Origin of the sequence: Actinocorallia aurantiaca, assembly GCF_039533685.1 — a bacterium.
In the GTDB taxonomy this organism is placed as follows: domain Bacteria; phylum Actinomycetota; class Actinomycetes; order Streptosporangiales; family Streptosporangiaceae; genus Actinocorallia; species Actinocorallia aurantiaca.
On sequence record NZ_BAAATZ010000002.1, the window covers coordinates 38754 to 57004 of the forward strand.

At 71.7% G+C, this 18251-nt stretch carries 18 protein-coding genes; 8 read left to right on the forward strand and 10 right to left on the reverse strand.

Features of this window, described 5'->3' with window-relative positions; all coding sequences use genetic code 11:
• The first annotated feature begins 98 nt into the window (after positions 1-98).
• Positions 99-1697, forward strand: a complete 1599-nt coding sequence (locus ABD327_RS00900; protein WP_344448114.1) for an MFS transporter — start codon at positions 99-101, stop codon at positions 1695-1697.
• A gap of 47 nt (positions 1698-1744) precedes the next feature.
• Positions 1745-2206 (forward strand): MarR family winged helix-turn-helix transcriptional regulator, encoded by a 462-nt coding sequence (locus tag ABD327_RS00905; RefSeq protein WP_344448115.1) that lies wholly within the window; start codon positions 1745-1747, stop codon positions 2204-2206.
• Between the two features lie 51 nt (positions 2207-2257).
• On the opposite strand, the gene ABD327_RS00910 is transcribed toward ABD327_RS00905, so the two are convergent.
• The 3 genes from ABD327_RS00910 to ABD327_RS00920 all read right to left on the reverse strand — a co-directional run bounded on the left by ABD327_RS00910 (position 2258) and on the right by ABD327_RS00920 (position 5313).
• Positions 2258-3043: a VOC family protein gene (locus ABD327_RS00910; protein WP_344448116.1), complete on the reverse strand. Its 786-nt coding sequence runs from the start codon at positions 3041-3043 to the stop codon at positions 2258-2260.
• Positions 3044-3215: 172 nt separating this feature from the next.
• Positions 3216-4631, reverse strand: a complete 1416-nt coding sequence (locus ABD327_RS00915; protein WP_344448117.1) for an MFS transporter — start codon at positions 4629-4631, stop codon at positions 3216-3218.
• A gap of 118 nt (positions 4632-4749) precedes the next feature.
• Positions 4750-5313 carry an RBBP9/YdeN family alpha/beta hydrolase gene (locus ABD327_RS00920; RefSeq protein ID WP_344448118.1) on the reverse strand — a complete coding sequence of 188 codons (564 nt, stop codon included), beginning with the start codon at positions 5311-5313 and terminating at the stop codon, positions 4750-4752.
• A 54-nt stretch (positions 5314-5367) separates the two neighbouring features.
• On the opposite strand from ABD327_RS00920, the gene ABD327_RS00925 reads away from it, so the two are divergent.
• Positions 5368-5718: a MerR family transcriptional regulator gene (locus ABD327_RS00925; protein WP_344448119.1), complete on the forward strand. Its 351-nt coding sequence runs from the start codon at positions 5368-5370 to the stop codon at positions 5716-5718.
• 31 nt (positions 5719-5749) lie between these two features.
• Here the strand turns inward: ABD327_RS00925 and ABD327_RS00930 are convergent, their stop codons facing one another.
• On the reverse strand, positions 5750-6358 hold the full coding sequence (locus ABD327_RS00930; RefSeq protein WP_344448120.1) for a nucleoside deaminase: 609 nt from the start codon (positions 6356-6358) through the stop codon (positions 5750-5752).
• Between the two features lie 16 nt (positions 6359-6374).
• The gene (locus tag ABD327_RS00935; protein ID WP_344448121.1) at positions 6375-7409 is read right to left on the reverse strand and encodes a Rieske 2Fe-2S domain-containing protein; all 1035 of its coding nucleotides are present in this window, start codon (positions 7407-7409) and stop codon (positions 6375-6377) included.
• Between the two features lie 371 nt (positions 7410-7780).
• Here ABD327_RS00935 and ABD327_RS00940 point away from each other — a divergent pair, with 371 nt between their 5' ends.
• Complete coding sequence (locus ABD327_RS00940; RefSeq protein WP_344448122.1) at positions 7781-9121, forward strand: metal-dependent hydrolase family protein; 1341 nt, start codon at positions 7781-7783, stop codon at positions 9119-9121.
• A gap of 37 nt (positions 9122-9158) precedes the next feature.
• Here the strand turns inward: ABD327_RS00940 and mhpA are convergent, their stop codons facing one another.
• Genes mhpA through ABD327_RS00960 form a run of 4 tightly spaced genes read right to left on the reverse strand, consistent with a single transcriptional unit; the run spans position 9159 to position 14783 of the window.
• Positions 9159-10769, reverse strand: a complete 1611-nt coding sequence (gene mhpA / locus ABD327_RS00945; RefSeq protein ID WP_344448123.1) for a bifunctional 3-(3-hydroxy-phenyl)propionate/3-hydroxycinnamic acid hydroxylase MhpA — start codon at positions 10767-10769, stop codon at positions 9159-9161.
• On the reverse strand, positions 10766-12649 hold the full coding sequence (locus tag ABD327_RS00950) for an acyl-CoA synthetase (protein ID WP_344448124.1): 1884 nt from the start codon (positions 12647-12649) through the stop codon (positions 10766-10768). Before ABD327_RS00950 ends, mhpA begins: the two co-directional genes overlap by 4 nt.
• A 45-nt stretch (positions 12650-12694) precedes the next feature.
• Positions 12695-13807, reverse strand: a complete 1113-nt coding sequence (locus tag ABD327_RS00955; protein ID WP_344448125.1) for a VOC family protein — start codon at positions 13805-13807, stop codon at positions 12695-12697.
• A gap of 31 nt (positions 13808-13838) precedes the next feature.
• Entirely contained in the window at positions 13839-14783 is a 945-nt protein-coding gene (locus tag ABD327_RS00960; protein ID WP_344448126.1) for a fumarylacetoacetate hydrolase family protein, read from the reverse strand.
• Between the two features lie 120 nt (positions 14784-14903).
• Between ABD327_RS00960 and ABD327_RS00965 the strand changes: the two genes are divergently transcribed.
• On the forward strand, positions 14904-15554 hold the full coding sequence (locus ABD327_RS00965) for a TetR/AcrR family transcriptional regulator (RefSeq protein WP_344448127.1): 651 nt from the start codon (positions 14904-14906) through the stop codon (positions 15552-15554).
• 86 nt (positions 15555-15640) lie between these two features.
• Here ABD327_RS00965 and ABD327_RS00970 read toward each other — a convergent pair whose 3' ends face one another.
• Entirely contained in the window at positions 15641-15895 is a 255-nt protein-coding gene (locus tag ABD327_RS00970) for a hypothetical protein (RefSeq protein ID WP_344448128.1), read from the reverse strand.
• A 245-nt stretch (positions 15896-16140) separates the two neighbouring features.
• Between ABD327_RS00970 and ABD327_RS00975 the strand changes: the two genes are divergently transcribed.
• The 3 genes from ABD327_RS00975 to ABD327_RS00985 all read left to right on the forward strand — a co-directional run bounded on the left by ABD327_RS00975 (position 16141) and on the right by ABD327_RS00985 (position 18248).
• Positions 16141-16641, forward strand: coding sequence for a sigma-70 family RNA polymerase sigma factor (locus ABD327_RS00975; RefSeq protein ID WP_344448129.1), 501 nt, complete (start codon positions 16141-16143; stop codon positions 16639-16641).
• Positions 16634-17470 (forward strand): hypothetical protein, encoded by an 837-nt coding sequence (locus ABD327_RS00980; RefSeq protein WP_344448130.1) that lies wholly within the window; start codon positions 16634-16636, stop codon positions 17468-17470. The genes ABD327_RS00975 and ABD327_RS00980 overlap by 8 nt, the downstream gene beginning before the upstream one ends.
• A gap of 100 nt (positions 17471-17570) precedes the next feature.
• On the forward strand, positions 17571-18248 hold the full coding sequence (locus ABD327_RS00985; RefSeq protein WP_344448131.1) for a response regulator transcription factor: 678 nt from the start codon (positions 17571-17573) through the stop codon (positions 18246-18248).
• Positions 18249-18251: the final 3 nt, after the last annotated feature.

Sequence of the window (18251 nt, forward strand, 5' to 3'; positions counted from 1 at the left end):
ATGTATTTATAGCTATTTGACTTTAGCTATGCCTACATAGGTATCCTCGCAGAGCTTCTTTCGGAGCGACTTCCCTGATCGAAAGGCACTCCGCGTTCATGCACGTCGAAAGCCCGACCGTTCCTCCCGCTCAGGACGGCGCCGACCGTCCGGCTGAACGCGGGCCACGCTCCAACCCGTGGCTGTCGCTGATCGCCGTCTCGTTCGGCCTGTTCATGGTCGCGCTCGACGGCACCGTCGTGGCCATCGCCAACCCCTACATCGGCCAGGACCTCGGCACCTCGCTGTCCCAGCTGCAGTGGGTCACCAACTCCTACCTGCTGGCGCTGGCCGCGCTCCTGGTCCTGGGCGGCAAGCTCGGCGACCGGTTCGGACGCAAGAAGTTCTTCCTCATCGGCCTCGTCGGGTTCACCCTCACGTCCGCCGCCATCGGGCTCGTCGGCTCCATCGGCGGCGTGATCTTCTTCCGGGCGCTCCAGGGAGCCTTCGGCGCGCTGCTCATGCCCAACACCCTCGGCATCCTGCGCGCGGTCTTCCCGCCGAAGAAGTTCGGCCGGGCCGTCGGCATCTGGGCGATGGTCTCCTCGGTGTCGACCGCGCTCGGCCCGATCGTCGGCGGCGCCCTCGTCGAGCACGTCGGCTGGGAATGGGTCTTCTACATCAACGTGCCCATCGGCGTCATCGGCTTCCTCTACGGCATGTACGTCCTGTCCGAGAACCGCAACAGCACCGGCCGCCACCGCTTCGACGTCCCCGGCGTCGTGCTGCTGGCCGCCGGGATGATCGCCCTCGTCTACGGCATCGTCAAGGGCGAGACCTGGGGCTGGGGCGACGCCCGCACCCTCGGCATGATCGTCCTCGGCCTCGCCGTCCTCGTCGTGTTCGGCCTCGTCGAGAACAGGACCGAGCACCCGCTGCTGCCGATGCGGCTGTTCCGCAACCCGTCCCTCACCGCCGGGACCGCCATCACCGCGATCAACTTCTTCGCGCTGATCGGCACGATCTTCTTCGTGATGCTCTACCTGCAGAACGTGCGCGGATACTCGCCGATCACGGCCGGAGTCCTCACCCTGCCGCTCAGCCTCGCCTCCGTGGTCGCCGCGCCGCTGGGCGCGTCCCTCACCGAGAGGTTCGGCCCCCGCGTGACCATGCCGACGGGCATGCTGCTGCAGGCCGCGGCCTCCTGCTCCTTCCTCTTCCTCGACGTCGACTCCTCCTACAACCTCATGTGGCCGGCCTTCATCTGCATGGGCCTGGGCGTCGGCGCGGTGATGGCCGCCTCCTCCGAGGCGATCGTCGGCAACGCCCCCGTCAGGGACGCCGGGGTCGCGGGCGGCCTGCAGGCCACGGCGCTCCAGCTGGGCGGCGCGCTGGGCACCTCGATCCTGCTGTCGGTCCTCAGCCTCCGCGCCGCGAGCGCCGTCGGCGGGCAGTTCGCCTCGGCGGGCGTCCCCGCCGAGCTCGCCGCCGGCCTGGAGCCGCACGCCAAGGAGACCGTCGCCATGGGCGTCGCCCCGGTGCCCGACGGCGTGAGCGCGCGGGTCGCCGCCGCCGTCACCGACGCGAGCGGGCAGGCCTTCATGCAGGGCGTCCACGCCGCGGTCGCGGTCTCCGGCACGCTCTGCCTGCTCGGCGCCGTCCTCGCGGTCGCCGTCGTGCGCCGTGGACGGCCCGCCGACTCCGTGCCGATGCACTGAGAAACCCATGATCGGATACCTATCCGCGCCATGGATAGGATGGGCCCATGGCGGGTGAGGACGAACTCCGGGAGCTCTCGGCCCTGCTCGGCGCGATCCTGCCGGCGCTGATGCGCGCCATGGAACGCCGGATCGACCGGGAGTTCCCCCACCCCAAACCGCCCGACACCCAGCTGTCGCTCATGCGGCTGGTGCGCGAGCGCGACGGGATCACCGTGCGGGAGGCCGCCGAGGCCCTGCTGATGAAGCCGAACAACGTCAGCTCCCTGGTCTCCCTCCTGGTCAAGGAGGGCCTCCTCACCCGGGTGCAGGACCCGGACGACAAGCGCATCGCCCACCTGCACGTCACCGACCTGGCCCTCGACCGCCTCACCGCGGTCGACGACCTCATCACCGCCTACGCGCTGGAGAGCCTGCGCCGACTCACGGACGACCAGATCACCGCGCTGGACCGGGCCGTCCCCGGCCTCAACGCCCTGGCCGCCCACATCAGGGAGGCCGCGGTCTGACCGCGGCCTTCCGGCCTTTCCGGACCCCGGCCCCGCCGTACGGCCGGGGCCTCAGGCCGGGTTCATGGGGTTCGGCCTGAGGACGGCGAAGACGGCGCCCTGGGGATCCCGGACGACGGCCATGCGGCCGGCGACCATGTCGTAGGGCGGTTCCAGGACGGTGCCGCCGGCGCGGACCAGGGCGTCGACCGTGGCGTCCGGGTCGTCCACCGCGAAGTAGACCAGCCAGTGCGACGGGTCGCCGGGACTCTCGAGGGCCCCCATGCCGCCGACCACCCGGCCTCCCGCGTTCAGCGAGTAGTAGCCCTCGGCTCCTTCCATCGGGGTCGTCTCGACGGACAGCGCCGCCCGGTAGAAGGCGCTCGCGACGACGATGTCGGAGGTGTCGAGCTCGTGCCAGACGACCGCTCCGGGCTCCTCGACGACCTGCGCCCCGGAGAACTCGCCGGCCTGCCAGAGCCCGAAGACCGCGCCGGTGGGGTCGAGCGCCACCACCATCCGGCCGAGGTCCACGATGTCCGTCACGGGCATCAGGATGGAGCCGCCCGCGTCGGTGATCGCCCGCTCGGCACCCTCGGCGTCGTCGGTCGCCAGGTAGACCGTCCAGACGCTCGGGAGCGCCGAGCCTTCGGGATCGGGCGGCGGCGGGGCCAGGATGCCCGCCACGGCGCCGCCGTTCAGGGTGCAGACCGAGTACCCGCCGATCTCGGACGGGCCGATCTCGCCCCGCCAGCCGAACAGGGTGCCGTAGAAGTCGAGTGCGGCCCGCTGGTCGGGGACCATCAAATCGACCCAGCACGGGGCGCCCGGCGGGTAGGAGCCGGTGACTTCGGGCATCTGCGGCCTCCTGAGAAGATCACCGCCGGACCTGGCGTCCAGCACAATCACTTAACGCAACAATATCGTTACATACGATCACCTCCTCGGCTGCCACCGGATCTGTGGAAAAGACGACGGCCCGCCGACGACAGGCCGCGTTTCGAAACGGGGCCCGCATCCGGATCCCCGGTCAGTCCAGAGGCGGGGCGTCCAGCGCGCAGTGGTGTCGGGCCGCCATCCTCGGGCAGGCCGCGCCGCGCAGGGCGACCGCGGACAGCAGGCCCCCGGCGACGCACAGCGCCGCGGCGATCAGAGAAGCGCTGTGGAAACCCGCGGAGAACCGTTCCGGATGGAGGTAGGCGTCGCCGGCGATGCCGACGAGGGCGGGGAAGACCGCGACGGCGATCAGGGAGGCGGCGCGGGCCACGTCGTTGTTGACGGCCGAAGCGATTCCGGCGTGCCGGGCGGGCACCGCCGCGAGGACCGTCGCGGTCAGCGGCGCGACGGTGATGGCCAGGCCGAGGCCGAAGACGCAGACGGCGGGGAACACCTCGGTCAGATACGTTCCGGCCTCGTCCACACGCGTGAGCAGGGCGAATCCGGCGCCGACCACGACGGGGCCGACGCTCATCTGCATTCGCGGCCCGATCTTCGCGGCCACCGCGCCGGACTTGGACGACAACAGCAGCATGATGACCGTGACGGGCAGCAGCGCGATGCCCGCCTCCAGCGGCGTGTACCCGGAGACCTGCTGGAGCTGGATCGGCAGCAGGAACAACGCCCCGCCGAGCGCCCCGTACACGATGAACGTGACGACGTTCGTCACGCTGAAACCGACCGAGCGGAACATCTCCAGCGGCAGCAGCGGATGGTCCACCCGGCTCTGCCACCACACGAAGACGACCAGGAGCAGCGCGAGTGCGGCGGGCGCCGTCCAGCCCCGTTCCGGCCCCTCGATCAATCCGTACGTCAGGCCGACGAGCCCGCCCGTCACCAGCACCCCGCCGACGACGTCGACCCGGCCGGACGCCTCGGGGTCGCGGGACTCCGGGACATGCCGCCACGTCAGCACCACGACGAGCACGGCGAGCGGCAGGTTGATCACGAAGATCAGCCGCCAGGAGGCCGCCTCCACGAGCCAGCCGCCCAGGAACGGCCCGACCGCCGCGGCCACCCCGCTCAGCCCCGACCAGGCGCCGATCGCCTTCCCCCGGTCGTCCGGGTGGAAGGACGCCTGCAGGATGGCGAGGCTGCCCGGCGTCAGCAGCGCCGCCCCCACCCCCTGCAGCGCCCGCGCCATGATCAGCAGACCGGGCCCGGACGCGACGGCGCACAGCGCGGACGCCGCCGCGAACCACACGACCCCGATCTGGAAGACGAGCCGCCGCCCGTACCGGTCCCCCAGTGCCCCCGCCACCAGCAGCAGCCCCGCGAGCGTCAGCGTGTAGGCCGTGACCACCCACTGCAGGCTCCCCAGCCCGACGCCGAACTCCCGCCCGATGGCGGGGAGCGCGATCCCCACCACCGTCGCGTCGATCGCGGCGAGCGCCGACCCGAGCACGGTCGCGATCAGCACCCACTTCCCCGCCGCACTGTCGTAACGCACTCCCTCCACCTCCCCCGCTCCCTTCCGTCCGAAGCACCCCTATCCGGTCCGTCGGCGGTCGAGGCGCGGAGGCGAAGGGTGTGTCACGCGGTTCTCGGCAGTTCTCGAGCAGAGGTCGTCATGCGATCGCGTCGAGGACGCGGGGGATCGATGTCACCCCGTCGGACGCCAGGAAGTGCCCGGCTCCCGGGACGATCAGCGCCGAGGTTCCGAGCAGGCCGGCGAGCCGGTCCGTGTGGCCCGTGGGGACGTAGGGGTCCTCGTCCGATCGGATGATCGTGAGGCGGTCGATGCGGTCGCTCAGCCCTGCCACGTCCAGTCCGTCGCCGATGTAGGAGTCCAGTAGCGGAAGCGCCGGCAGTTTGTCGACGAACCCGGAGACGAGGACGAGGCTGCCGAGGCGCCACGGTCCCGCCAGCGAGAGAAGGTACCGCAGTACCGTGATGCAGCCGAGGCTGTGGGCGACGACGATCGAATCACGGTCCGGTGTTCCCACGACGGCTCCCACCGTCGCGATCCATTGATCTGGATCCGGCGCTCCAGGGTCTGGCAGAGCGGGGACCGTGGTGGGGATGCGAGCGCCCTCAAGCTGTTCGGCGAGCCATCCGAACCAATGGTCATCAGGTGTGGCGCCGTAGCCGTGGAAGATCGACGCCCGCCGTCCGGTTGCAGTGGATGTCATACGCTGGACGTTAGGGGTTCACGCCAGCGTGAAGGTCAAGTCACAGGAGGACGAGTGCTGATCGGCGAACTCGCCGAACGGACCGGCGTCAGCGCGCGAGCCCTGCGCCACTACGAGGACCGCGACCTGCTGGTTCCCGCACGCGACGCCAACGGCTACCGGATCTATTCGGAGTCCGACATCCCGCGCGTGGCCCAGATCAAGGCGATGATCGCTGCCGGCCTGGGAACCGACACCATACGTCGGTACATCGACTGTGCGCGGACCGGCGACCACGGCGTTTCGCTGGAGATGTGCCCGGATCTTCGCGCCGAACTGGACGCCCTGGCCGCACTCCTCGATTCGCGGCAGAACGCCATCCGAGAGACCAGAGAGCGTCTTTGCGCGCTCGCCTCCGATCACTAGCGAACGTCGACGACCTTCCGGCCGGCAACACCTAGACGGCGCCGCGGGCGTTGTAGACGACGGCGTCGTCGCGGGCGCCATAGGCGCGGAAGACCTCGACGGCCTCCTCGCGCAGGGGGCTGAGGGCGACCTCGATGCCGCGGGCCTCGAACTGGGCGGCCCAGTCCTCGACCATCGGGCCCTCGTCGAAGCCGGTCAGCTTCTCCAGCTCGGGGCCTTCGCCCGCGATGAGCAGGCGGCGGACGCCCGACCACATCGTGGCGCCGTAGCACATGACGCACGGCCGCCAGTTGACGACGAGCTCCAGGTCGGGCAGCCCGTGGCCGCCGAGGTCCCAGACGCCGAGCCGGGTCTGGGCGAGCGACAGGGCGGTGACCTCGGCGTGGGTGGAGGACAGGTTCGAGGCCAGGACGACGTTGACGCCGGCCGAGACGAGGCGTCCCGTCCTCGACTCGACGACCAGGGCGGCGAACGGTCCGCCGGTGTCCTCTCGGTGGTTGCGTTCGGCGAGCCTGTTGGCCAGGCGGATCCGGTCGTCGTCGGACGGCAGGAGCTCCGGGACGTCCGCCAGTTCGGCGGCGACCCAGGCGGGCAGGCGGGCGCCGAAGGAGTCGGCGAGCGCGGTGGCGGCGGTGTCCATGGGGGGACCTCCTCGGTCAGGCGGTGAAGAAGTGGCTGAGGCCGAGGTCGCGCAGGCCCCGCCGGTAGGCGACGGAGCTGCGGTCGGCGGGGATGTTGACCTCGATCTTCGGGTCGAGGGGGAGGTTCTCCGGGCGCTGGACCTCGACGATCGCGCGGTCCTCCTCGAAGATCCGCCGGTTGAAGTCGTAAGTGGCCTCCACCGGCAGGTCGAGGTCGAAGTTCTTGGCGATCGGGCAGAACATCCGGGTCATTCTGGCCGATACCGGGGATGCCGCGTTCATGATGTCGAGCAGGCCGCCGTCGGGGAAGTGCACGACGAGCTGCGCGGTGAAGGGCAGGTGCACGTCGAAGCGGCGCAGCCACTGGAACCCGGGCGGCGCCTTCTTGCCCGCGGCGTGCGGGTAGTTGGCGACGGTGGACCAGTAGTCGACCGTGAACCCCTTGGCGTTCCGGACCGGCGAGTACGCGGGCACCTCGACGTTCCCGGGGTCGGCGAAGGAGTCGGCGTGGACGAACCCGAAGTGCGCGACGTCCAGGAACCCCTCGACCTGGCGTCCGGCGAAGGCCGCGATGTCGATGCTCGGGCAGGTGATCCCCTGGAATCCTTCGTCGCCCCAGTGCTTCATCTCCGGCACGTCGGGCGTTCCGTCCTCGGGCCGCAGGCACGTCCAGATCAGCCCGTACCTCTCGGCAACCGGATAGGTCCGCAGGTGCATCCGGTCCGGGATCTTCGCCGCCGGGTGCGCCGGGACGGCCGTGCACCGCCCCTTCGCCCCGAATCTCAGCCCGTGGTAGGCGCAGGAGACGCCCTCGCCGTCCCCCGTCCCCAGGCTCAGCGGGACACCGCGGTGCGGGCAGATGTCCCCCGCCACCACGATCTCGCCGCCCGCCCGGTAGACGACCAGTTCCTCGTCCAGGAGCCGGACGCCGACGGGCGCGTCGCCCACTTCGCGGGAAAGCGCGACGGGATACCAGAACCGGGCGAGAACCGCCCAGTCGTCGGGGTCGAAGGTGCGGTCACGGGGCAGGCCAGGGCTTACGGTCGTCATCACGGATCCTCGAGAGGCGGTCGGCGGAAGAACGGCGGACCGGCGAGGACACCGCGGACGTTCAGCCCGAAGCGTCCCCGCCCCGAGCTCTCCACCCGTGCGCGACACGTCCCCGGGTCCAGGCGGACTGGTGGACGCGAAGCCGCACATCGGTGTTCAGCCGCATCGTGTCCCTCCCTCCGCGCTCACCTGGCAGGACGCCCATGACCGACCTTGGAGCAGCGACGTTGCGGCTCCATTGCCCCTTCGTTCCACCACCGTTAAGCACACTGGACAAGGCGGGCAAGCACTTCGCCAACGGTCCGCCACCGTCCGTATGGTTCCGCCGCCCGAGGGCAGAAGTCCGTCGACCGTCCCGGGAGCGAGGTGACATGGGCGAGCAGCGGCCTGCCGGCAGGATCGTGATCCGGAATGTGCGGATCTTCGACGGGATCGGCGACGGCCTCCGGCCCGGCCGGGTGGTCACCGAAGGTCCCAAGATCAAGGAGGTGGTCACCGAGGAGCGGCTCCCGGCCCCGGACGCCGAGGACGGCTCGGCCGTGGCCGTCGACGGGCGGGGGATGACGCTGATCCCCGGGCTCGGCGACGCGCACGTGCACCTCATGCTGATCGGCGCCACCCCGGAGGAGCTGCTGCTCGGCGGCACGGGCCTGGGATATCTGAGGGGCGCGGCCGAGGCCGAGGCGATGCTGATGCGCGGCTTCACCACCGTGCGCGACATGGCAGGCGACACCGGCGACCTCAAACGGCTGATCGACGCGGGCGCGCTGCCCGGCCCGCGGATCTACCCCAGCCAGGCGGGGCTGTCGCAGACCTCGGGGCACGGCGACTTCGGCATGGTCTACGACCTGCCGACCGCGCTGGGCGGAGCCCCGACCCGCGCCGAACAGCTGGGCGTCATGCGGGTCGCCGACGGCCGCGCCCAGGTTCTGGCGGGGGTGCGCGAGCAGCTGAAGAAGGGCGCGACCCAGATCAAGATGATGGCCGGAGGCGGCGTCACCTCGCGTTACGACCCGCTGGACGTGCTGCAGTACACCTCCGACGAGCTGCGCGCCGGCGTGCAGGCCGCCGCCGACTGGGGCACCTACGTGTCGGTGCACGTCTACACCGGGGCCGGTATCCGCCGCGCGGTCGAGGCCGGGGTCCAGGTGATCGAGCACGCGCAGCTCGCGGAAGAGGACGACATCAGGTTCATGGCCGACCACGGGATCTGGCTGAGCACCCAGCCGTTCATCGAGGACGACCACCACTTCGCCGACCCGGTGTCGGCCGAGAAGCACCGCCGGGTCTGCGAAGGCGTGGCGAACGTCTTCGCCTGCGCCCTCGAACACCGGGTGCGGCTGGCGTTCGGCACCGACCTGCTGCTGGCCCCGTCACTGGGCTTCAGGCAGAGCGAGATGCTCGTCCGCCTGGCCGAGCTGGCGGGAGGCCCCCTGGCGGGCCTGAAGATCGCCACTTCCGGCAACGCCGCGCTGTTCCGCAAGGCCGGCCCGCGCGACCCGTACCAGAACCCCACCCCCGCCGACGTGAAGGAGTACGGCCGCGAACCCCACCTGGCCCGCCTGGGCGTCATCGCCGAGGGCGCCTGGGCCGACCTGCTGCTCGTCGACGGCGACCCCACCCGGGACCTGGCCGTCCTGGGCGACCCCCACACGAACCTGAAGCTCATCATCAAGGACGGCCGCATCCACAAGAACACCCTGTCGCCCTGACCCGCCGCGCCGCCCTCGGCCGCTGGACCGCCGGCCTTCATGACGACCGCCGGAGCTCCCCGCTCGGCGAGAAGCCGGGAAGGAGGCCGAATCGCGCCGGAAGGCGGGAGGCGGTGCGGGGAAGGGTCGTCAGGACGGTCCGGTCGGGGCGGACCACCGCGGTGGACGTGCCCGCGCGGTCGAGCCAGGCGGCAAGAACGGGCTCCTGGACGGTCAGGCGCTCTCCGCCGGGAAGCTCGATACGAGTGCCGTCGGTGCCCGCGTGGACCAGCGCCGCGTTCAGGGCGGCGGTCAGGCCGGTGAGGAACGGGGACGCCGCGTGGCGGGTGACGATGGCGAAGCCGGGCCCGATGAGGTCGTCCAGCCGCCGTTCGACGCCGTCGACCGTGAGGGCGGGCTGGGGCAGGAAGGTTCCGGCCGGACCGCGGAACGAACCGGCCACCAGAGGGCCTCGGCGGAGCCGGGGAGAGACTCCGCGCAGCATGGCTGCCTTGGCCGGAGGGAGCCGCATGACGCGGGACAGCAGGAAGCGGCGGAGGGCGGCGGCCCCGTCCTGGCCGCCGGTCATGGCCCAGCCGGTGGTGACGGCCAGGCGGATCATGCGGGTGACGTGGGGTTTGCGTTCGCTCTCGTAGGTGTCCAGGAAGCGGTCGTGACGGACGGGGTCGGTCTGCGCCGCGGCGAGCTTCCAGCTGAGGTTGGCGGCGTCGCGCAGGCCCGCGCACATGCCCTGCCCGATGAACGGAGGGGTGAGGTGGGCGGCGTCGCCCAGCAGGAAGAGACGGCCCGCGCGCCAGCGGTCGGCGACCCGGGCCTTGAAGACGTAGGACGCGCTGCGGATGACGTGGAGCTCGTCGAAGGGGACGTCGCCCGTCCAGGAGGACAGGAGCCGGGCCATCCCCTCGGGAGCGGTCAGCTCCTCCGCGGTCTCTCCGGGGTTCACGCGGAACTCCCAGCGGTAGCGTTCGGGGCCGACGCGCATGAACGTGGCGGCCCGACGCGGGTCGCAGACCTGGTCGACGCCGTCCCACACGTCGAGTTCCCGGGCGCAGCGCACGTCGACCACGAGCCACCGCTCCTCGAAGCGCAGGTCGCGCATCGTCGCGCCGACGGATCGGCGGACGAGGCTGTTGGCGCCGTCGCAGCCCAGCACCACCTGGGCGGAGACCGTGTCGGTGCGGCCGGTGGGCAGATGGCGGAGGCGGACGAGGGCGGGCCGGGAGGCGTCGCCGGGGTCGAGGTGCTCGACCTCGGTCTCGGAGCGCAGTTCGGCGAGCGGGTGGCGGGCGAGCTCCTCGCGGAGCAGGCGTTCCAGGTCGGGCTGGTCGAACAGGCTGGCCTGGGGCCAGCCGTGCTCGGCGGCCATCCGGTCTCGGCGGAACTCGGCGAGCACGCGCAGGTTCCCGTCCACCAGCCGCATCCCCCTGATCGGACGGCTGATCCCGGTGAAGGCGTCGGCGACGCCGACCCGCTGGAGGATCCGCAGGACCTCGTCGTCCAGGTGGACGGCCCGTGGCAGCGGGTAGGGCCCGGGATGGCGTTCGACGACGAGGCTGCGGACGCCGTACCGGGCCAGGAGGATGGCGCAGGTCAGGCCGGTGGGTCCCGCCCCGACGATGAGGACCGGCGGATCGTCCGGCGCGGTCATGACGCGACCTCGTGGGTGAAGGAGTAGCGGTCGAGCTCGGCCGACAGCACGCCGCCGTCCCCGGCGTCCAGGTGGACGGTCGCGTGGGGGCGGCCGTCGCGCAGTTCGACGTCCACCCGCCCGGACGCCCCGGCCCGGGTCAGCTCGTCCAGGACGAGGCGGCGGACGGCGTCCTGGAGCAACGCGGGTTTGTAGACCTTGCCGATGAGAGTGGTCGGCAGCTCGTCCACGACGTGCACCGTCCGGGGTGCGGCGGCCGGTTCGGGCGCGTGGGCGCGGGCCCATTCCCGCAGTTCCTCCTCGGTGGCGCGGGATCCTTCGGCCAGCACGAGGTAGGCGACGGGCACCTCGCCGGAGCGCGGGTCGGGGGCTCCGACCACGGCGGCGGCGCGGACCTCCGGGTGGGCGAGCAGCGACTCCTCGACGGGGACGGGGTCGATGTTGTGGCCGCCCCGGATGATGAGGTCCTTGGCCCGGCCGGTGAGGTGCACGTAGCCGTCCTCGTCGACCCGGCCCAGGTCGCCGGTGAGCAGCCACCCGTCGAAGATCTTCCCGGCCGGGTCGGGGGCCGGGCCGCCGGGGCCGGGCCGCAGGTAGCCGGGGAAGACGCTAGGGCCCTTGATCGCCAGGACGCCGGTCCGGCCGGGCGGGCAGTCCGCGACGGGGAGCTCCGCCTCGTCGACGGTGACGGCCTTGACCAGCTGGTAGGGCAGCCGCAGTCCGACCGTGCCCTCCCTGGGCGCGAAGGCGGGGGTCGTGGCGGTCGCGCAGGTCGCCTCGGTGAGCCCGTAGCCCTCCAGCATCGGCACCTTGGCCGCGGCCTCGAAGGCGGAGCGGACCTTCTTCGGCAGCGGGGCCGCGCCGACCGCTCCGGCGCGCAGGCTGGAGATGTCAACGCCCTCGGGGACCGCCGGCAGGTTCGCGTACACGGTCGGGACGCCGGAAAAGCTCGTCACCTTGTAGTGCTCGACGATCTGCCAGAACTCGGCCATCAGCGCTTTGTCCCGGTAGCCCAGCGGGCCCAGCGAGACCACCGGGCGTCCGTGCATGAACGGGGCCAGGCCGGTGACGTGGACGGCGTTGACGTGGAACAGCGGCAGCCCCGAAAGCACGACGGAGCCGTCCAGGAACGCCCCGGAGCAGCCCAGCGCCCACGCCATGTACACCTCGTTGGCGTGGGTGTGCGGCGCGACCTTCGGCACCCCAGTCGTCCCGCCGGTGTGGAAGTAGGCGGCCAGGTCGTCCGCGCCGGGACGCCGTTCGGTGAGCAGCCGGTCCGCCGGTCGCGCGGCGGCCAGCACGTCGAAGCCGACCTCCTCGACGGCGGACCCGTCCGGCGGGCCGGGTGGGGAGCCGACCGCCGCGAGGGCGCGCAGGCCGGGCAACCGGGCGGCGATCCGCCGGGCCTTGGCCCACAGCTCGGGCGACACGCCGGGGCCCGGCGCCAGCAGGAGGCGCGCACCGGTCAGGGCGAGGATCTCGACGAGGTGGTCCTCGGCGAGCATCGGGTTGACGGGGTTGGCGATGCCGACGGCCTGGGCGCCCAGCAGCGCCGCGTACGTCGCGCCGGAGTTGGGCAGCATCAGCGCGACGACGCCGCCTTCGGGCAGGCCGAGCGACAGGTAGGCGTTCGCGGCCTGGTGCACGCGCTCCAGCAGCGTCCCGTAACTCCAGCGGGACGCCTCCCGCCAGGGCAGGCCGCCTTCGCCGAGCAGGTGCAGGGCGGGCAGCTCGGAATGCGCGACGGCCGTGCGGCGCAGCAGTTCGTAGGTGCTGGAGGGCAGACCGCGCTCGTGCAGCGGGGTCGCCTCGATGGCCGGCACGTCCTCGGGGAGCAGGACGAGGGGGCGATCTCCTTGCGTGTGCGGGGCGGGGACCATCACATCTCCTTGGAGTGGGGGTTCTCGGACGGCAGCGGAGGAGGGTCAGGGGCTCATGGCCTTGGCCAGGGCGAGCAGGCGGGAGAGGTCGACCTCGTTGTCGGCGCGCAGCGCCGAGACCGCCCGGCGCAGCAGAACGGGCGAGGGGGTGCTGCCCAGGAAGTCGGCGGTCGCGGGGGGACCCCACTGGGCCAGGCCGGAGGCCGACATGGGGGCCCAGCCGGGTTCGAGGGAGGAGTCGAAGCGGTCGCCGTCGGTGAAGTGCTCCAGCAGCAGCCGGTCGGGGTCGCGCCAGTAGTCGAAGATCTGGCTGCCCTGGATGTGGCGGCCGATGCCCCAGGAGCGCCGGTGGCCGCGTTCCTTGAGGTACTCGCCGCCCGCGGCCAGGGCGTCGAGATCGGCGACCTGGTAGGCCGAGTGCACGTAGCCGTTCTCCGGCCCCAGGTGCATGGCCAGGGTGTGGTGGTCGGCGGGCTCGGAGCCGCGATCGCAGCGGATGAACGCCATGGTCGGGCCGCGGTCCCGCTGGCCGTCCAGATAGAGGAAGTCGCTGACGATGAGCCCCAGGTGGTGCAGGAACCAGTCCAGGTCGCGCAAGAAGACGGTGGTGGACAGCACCACGTGGCCCAGCCTCTCGACCTTGGCCGGTTCCCTGGGCGGACGCTGGGTGTCGTTGACGCGGGGGAACGTCCCTCCGCTGTTGAGCGTCAGCGGGCGCTGGAGTTCCAGCCCGCCGACTTCGGGCACCCCGTGCACGACCCGAACCTCCAGCCCCGAGGGAGTGCGCGCGGTGACGCACCGGCCTCCGGCTTCCAGAGCGGTGACGGACGAGCCGGTGGCGCGGGCGAACCGGTCGAGGTCCTCGGCCGCGGCGGCCTGGAAGACCGGACCGGCGAACCGTTGCCTGCGGCCGCGGTGGACCACCAGGCAGTCCGGCCCCGCCAGGGCGCCTCTCAGCCGCAGCGTCTCGTCCGTCCGGGAGGCGACGGTGAATCCGAAGTCGCGGGCGAAGGCCTCAGCCCGGTCCAGGTCGGGTTTGACGAACTCCAGCCACGCGAGGTCGACGACCTTGATGACGGGGTCGGTGTCCCGTCCGGGATGCTCACCGCGCAGCGCGCCCTGCTCGCTGTGCAGGTTCCGGTGAGGATCGGCGTTCATCGTTCGCTCTCCTTCACTCGGCTCGGTGCGGTCAGGACGCGGTGGATCCGACGGAGTGGCGCTGCTCACCGAGGTCCAGCAGCCCGTCGTCGGTGCGGATCCGGGCGGTGACGACGTCGCCGTCCTTCAGGTAGGCGGGGTTGGCCTCCTGGCGTTTGAAGAACGTCTTCCACTTCACGTGGGCGGGCAGGAGCGCCCCGATCTTCTCCACCAGCGGGCCGGGCGAGCGCAGGGCCGTCCCGCCGGGCGTGCCGGTCAGCAGGACGTCGCCCGGGTCCAGTTCCTGGAAGCAGGACAGCAGGGTGAGCGCCTTCGCCGGGGCGACGATCATGTCGGCGGCGGTCAGGTCCTGGCGCCGCTCCCCGTTCACCTCCAGGGTGAGCCGCAGGTCGCGCAGCCGGGCCAGTTCGGCGGCGTCGGTGAGCACCAGGCGGGGGCCCAGCGGGGTGAACGTCGGATAGGACTTGCTCTCGTAGAACTGGGTCTTGGGCAGCTGGAGGTCGCGGGCGCTGACGTCGTCGGCCACCACGAGCCCGGCCACGAATTCCGCCAGGTTCTCCTCGGTCACCACCGTCCCGACCGGGATCCGGACGCCGATCACCAGCCCGAGCTCCACCTCGTAGTCCAGCAGCCGCACGCCGTCCGGACGCAGGATCGCGCCGTACGGGCCGGTGATCGACCCGGAGGCCTTGCGGAAGAAGGTGGGCGGCACCTGGTCGGGGTCGAAACCCGAGTCCGCCGCGTGCGAGCGGTAGTTGACCATCTGGGCCACCACCCGGCACCGCGCGGTGACCGGCGACAGGATCTCGCCCTCCTCCGGCCGCGCCACCGTGCCCGTCGCGGCGGCGGCCGTCTCGACCGCCGCGCGGTCGGCCAGCAGTTCGGCGGTGGTGGCCGCGGACGTCTCCACCGCGGACAGGCCCTCGGGCGTCTCCACCCACCAGCCGTTCCTGGTCCTGATGACGGCGATGCCCATGCGTGCTCCCTCTCCGGTGTCTCCCTGTTTCTGATGAGATCCTCAGTTCCGATCCGACCCATGTCAATACTCATCAGGACTGATGAACTCATCAGAAGCGATGGCAGGTAACATTGAAAGGTGAGCACAACGGAAGAGCCGGCTCCGGCCCCTCGGGAGAACCGGCTGGACCGGCGCAAAGCCCGCACCAGGGCCGCGCTCGTCGCGGCGGCCGGACGGCTGCTGGCCGAGCAGGGCCGGGCGGAAGTGAGCATCCAGGAAATCACCGACGCCGCCGACGTCGGCTTCGGCTCCTTCTACAACCACTTCAAGGACAAGAACGAGCTCTTCGACGCCGCGATCGCCGAGACCCTGGCCGAGCACGCGCGGCTCGTCGAACAGGCGACCGCCCCCCTGCGGGACCCCGCCGAGGTCTTCGCCGCGTCGCTGCGCCTCACCGGCCGGCTGCGCCGGAGCCATCCGCAGATGGCCCGGATCCTGCTGCACACCGGACTCCCCTACCTGACCAGCGACCAGGGCATGGCCTTCCACGCCCTCCGCGACCTGCGCGCCGCCGACGCCGCCGACCGCCTGGACATAGGCGACCCCCAGGTGGCCCTGGCCTGCACCGGCGGCGCCCTCCTGGGCATGCTCCAGCTCCTGGACGCCCGCCCCGACCTCGACGTGGACGCCGCCGCCTGCCAGCTGGCCGTCAACCTCCTGCGCATGTTCGGCCTCGACCGCGAAGAGGCCCACCGGATCGCGACCCGCCCGCTGCCCGCCCTCCCCTGAGCCGCCCTTCTGCCAGGTGGAAAGGTCCTCCACCGGCGCGTCGCGGACCTGAAGGCCACCGCTGACCAGGGGCCCCGCCCGTGGCGTCAGGTGCCGCGGGTGGTCCAGCCGAGGATGAGGTCGACGCCGCGACGGGCGCGGGCGGCGCGGCGGCGGGCCCGGGCGGTGGCGGGGACGGCGCGGACGCCGGGGTGGTTCTTCAGCGCCACGCCCGCGGCGGCGTAGCGGGCGTAGAGCGCGAGGCGTTCCGCGGCGTCCGAGAGCTCGCCGAGGGCGCGCCGCTCCGTCAGGAGGGTGGGCGCGGCGAGGACGAAGGCGAAGAGCGCCTCGACCTCGGTCAACTGGGTGCCGAGCCAGAGCAGGGACTCCTCGCCTGCTCCGGGCTGCTCCTCCCGTTGCGGTCTCTCCAGAACTTCCCCCTGAAATCCTCATCCCCCGAGAGAACGTCCAGTGCGATTCCAACGATTCACCCGTCGCACCGGTTCCAGGATCGGCGAACAGGCCGCCCGGAAATGTGTCGTGCGAAGTGCAACCGGCTTCCGGGTCCGGGCGTGTATCCCGCAAGATCCGAGATCAAGGGGACGGTGTGGCGGACGAACAGAATTTCGCCGAGTTCTACCGGGGCGCTTATCCCGGTCTTGTAGCCGAGCTGTACGCCTACACGGGTGACCTGGCCGAGGCGCAGGAGGCCGCACAGGAGGCCTTCACCCGGGCCTGGCCTCGCTGGAACAAGGTCAGTTCCTACGACCAGCCGCGCGCCTGGGTCGCACGGGTCGCCTACCGGCTGGCGGTGAGCCGCTGGCGCAAGGCGCGCAACACGCTCCTGAGCTTCAGACGGCACGGGCCCCCGCCGGACGTCCCCGCGCCCGACGCGGTGTCGGCGGAGCTGGTCGAGGCGCTGCGCGCGATTCCCGAGAAGCACCGGCGGGCCGTCGTGCTGCACCACATGGGCGGCTACTCGGTCGCCGAGATCGCGGCGATGGACGGCGTCGCGGAAGGAACCGTCAAGGCCTGGCTGTCGCGCGGCCGCCAGAAGCTGGCCGCACTGCTCTCCGACGAGACCCTGGAGGCGAACCACCATGCGTGATGTCGACACCCTCTTCGACGGGCTGCGCGACAGGGTCGTCCCGCACGTGACCGGTCCCGAACCCGACCGGATCATCGGCCGCGCCCGCGCCCGCCGCACCCGGCACCGGCTCATCGCGGGCGGCCTCGCCACCGCCGTCGCGGCCGGTCTGTTCTTCCTCCCCGGCGAAGCCGAACGCGAGACCGCGCCCGTGCTGACCCCGTCGCCCACGGCGACCACGAGCCCCGCGCCCCAGGAGCGGCCGCTCAAGAGCGAGGACCTGGTCCACGCCGAGGCCGCGACCAAGGGAGACCGGAAGCGCTGGAAGATCATCGAGACCAAATGGGGTCCCCTGGACTTCCCCACCTGCTCCGGCTTCTCCCGGCCCGACACCTTCCACCTCTTCTCGGACAGCGAGTCCGAGATTCCCGACCTCGAGACCGGTCTCTACATCGGGTACGACGGCAGCGGAGAAGACCTCCCCCACCCCGGCTCCGATGACGGCGGCCCCCTCTGGTGGAGTGCCGGAGCCACGCTCGCCGAGCACGTCCTGGTCTTCGCCGACGAGGCCACGGCCCGCTCGGCCATGGACCACATCGTCGAAGCGACCGAGGCCTGCACGCCGAAGGAGGCGGTCGTAAACCACCCCGCGATCGGCGACGAGGCGATCAGTTCCGTCTCCACAGACCCCGAAATCGGTGACGCCAAGGGCGTCGCGGTTCGAAAGGGCCGTGTCATCGCCGTCTACAGCGACGGCCGCCTCCCGGCGGGCCGCGAACAGGCGAGCCTGGACGACCACGAGCGCGACGCCCGGGAGATGGTCGAGAAGCTGGCCGCCTTCGGTTACTGACCAGCCGCACCCACTGTCCCGAATCGCCCGGCGATGGTTTTCTCCGGGCGATTCGGCCATGAGCTTTTGGGTCCGCGGACAGTGCTCTATTGTCCGGTTCGTGGCTACGGTACTGCTGGTCGAGGACGACGACCACGTCAGGCGGGCGCTGCTGCGGGAGCTGCGGGCGCTGGGGCATGTCGTGCGCAGCGCGGGCCGGGCGCTGGAGGCGCTGCGGGAGGTCGCGGCGCAGGCGCCCGAGGTCGTCGTCCTGGATCTGGGCCTGCCCGACCTCGACGGCGGCGAAGCGCTGAAGATGATGCGCGCCGTCTCCGACGTGCCGGTGATCGTGGCCACCGCCCGGGACGGGGAGGAAGAGATCATCCGGCTGCTGGGCTCGGGCGCCGACGACTACGTCGCCAAGCCGTTCTCCGCCGGGCACCTGCACGCGCGGATCGAGGCGGTGCTGCGGCGGTCCAGGTCCGTGCGGCAGCCGGAGGCCCTCGTGGTGGGCGGGCTGCGGGTCGACGCCGACCGGCGGCAGGCGAGCCTGGACGGGGAACCGCTGCGGTTGTCGCGCAAGGAATTCGACCTGCTGGCCTTTCTGACCCGGCACGCGGGACGCGTGGTGCGCCGGAAGGAACTGCTGGCCGAGGTCTGGCAGCAGCCCTATGGGGACGACCAGACCATTGACGTCCACCTGTCGTGGCTGCGCCGCAAAATGGGAGAGAAGGCCTCGGCCCCGCGTTATCTGCACACCGTGCGGGGTGTCGGCGTGATGCTCATGGCCCCGGAGTGACGT

Coding starts and splice junctions, on each gene's coding strand:
- mhpA (WP_344448123.1), bottom strand. CDS start 10,769: ATGACCGCGCCGGACGATCCGCCGGTCCTCATCGTCGGGGCGGGACCC.
- ABD327_RS00930 (WP_344448120.1), bottom strand. CDS start 6,358: ATGGACACCGCCGCCACCGCGCTCGCCGACTCCTTCGGCGCCCGCCTG.
- ABD327_RS00920 (WP_344448118.1), bottom strand. CDS start 5,313: ATGACATCCACTGCAACCGGACGGCGGGCGTCGATCTTCCACGGCTAC.
- ABD327_RS00960 (WP_344448126.1), bottom strand. CDS start 14,783: ATGGGCATCGCCGTCATCAGGACCAGGAACGGCTGGTGGGTGGAGACG.
- ABD327_RS00935 (WP_344448121.1), bottom strand. CDS start 7,409: ATGACGACCGTAAGCCCTGGCCTGCCCCGTGACCGCACCTTCGACCCC.
- ABD327_RS00905 (WP_344448115.1), top strand. CDS start 1,745: ATGGCGGGTGAGGACGAACTCCGGGAGCTCTCGGCCCTGCTCGGCGCG.
- ABD327_RS00940 (WP_344448122.1), top strand. CDS start 7,781: ATGGGCGAGCAGCGGCCTGCCGGCAGGATCGTGATCCGGAATGTGCGG.
- ABD327_RS00955 (WP_344448125.1), bottom strand. CDS start 13,807: ATGAACGCCGATCCTCACCGGAACCTGCACAGCGAGCAGGGCGCGCTG.
- ABD327_RS00910 (WP_344448116.1), bottom strand. CDS start 3,043: ATGCCCGAAGTCACCGGCTCCTACCCGCCGGGCGCCCCGTGCTGGGTC.
- ABD327_RS00950 (WP_344448124.1), bottom strand. CDS start 12,649: ATGGTCCCCGCCCCGCACACGCAAGGAGATCGCCCCCTCGTCCTGCTC.
- ABD327_RS00900 (WP_344448114.1), top strand. CDS start 99: ATGCACGTCGAAAGCCCGACCGTTCCTCCCGCTCAGGACGGCGCCGAC.
- ABD327_RS00980 (WP_344448130.1), top strand. CDS start 16,634: ATGCGTGATGTCGACACCCTCTTCGACGGGCTGCGCGACAGGGTCGTC.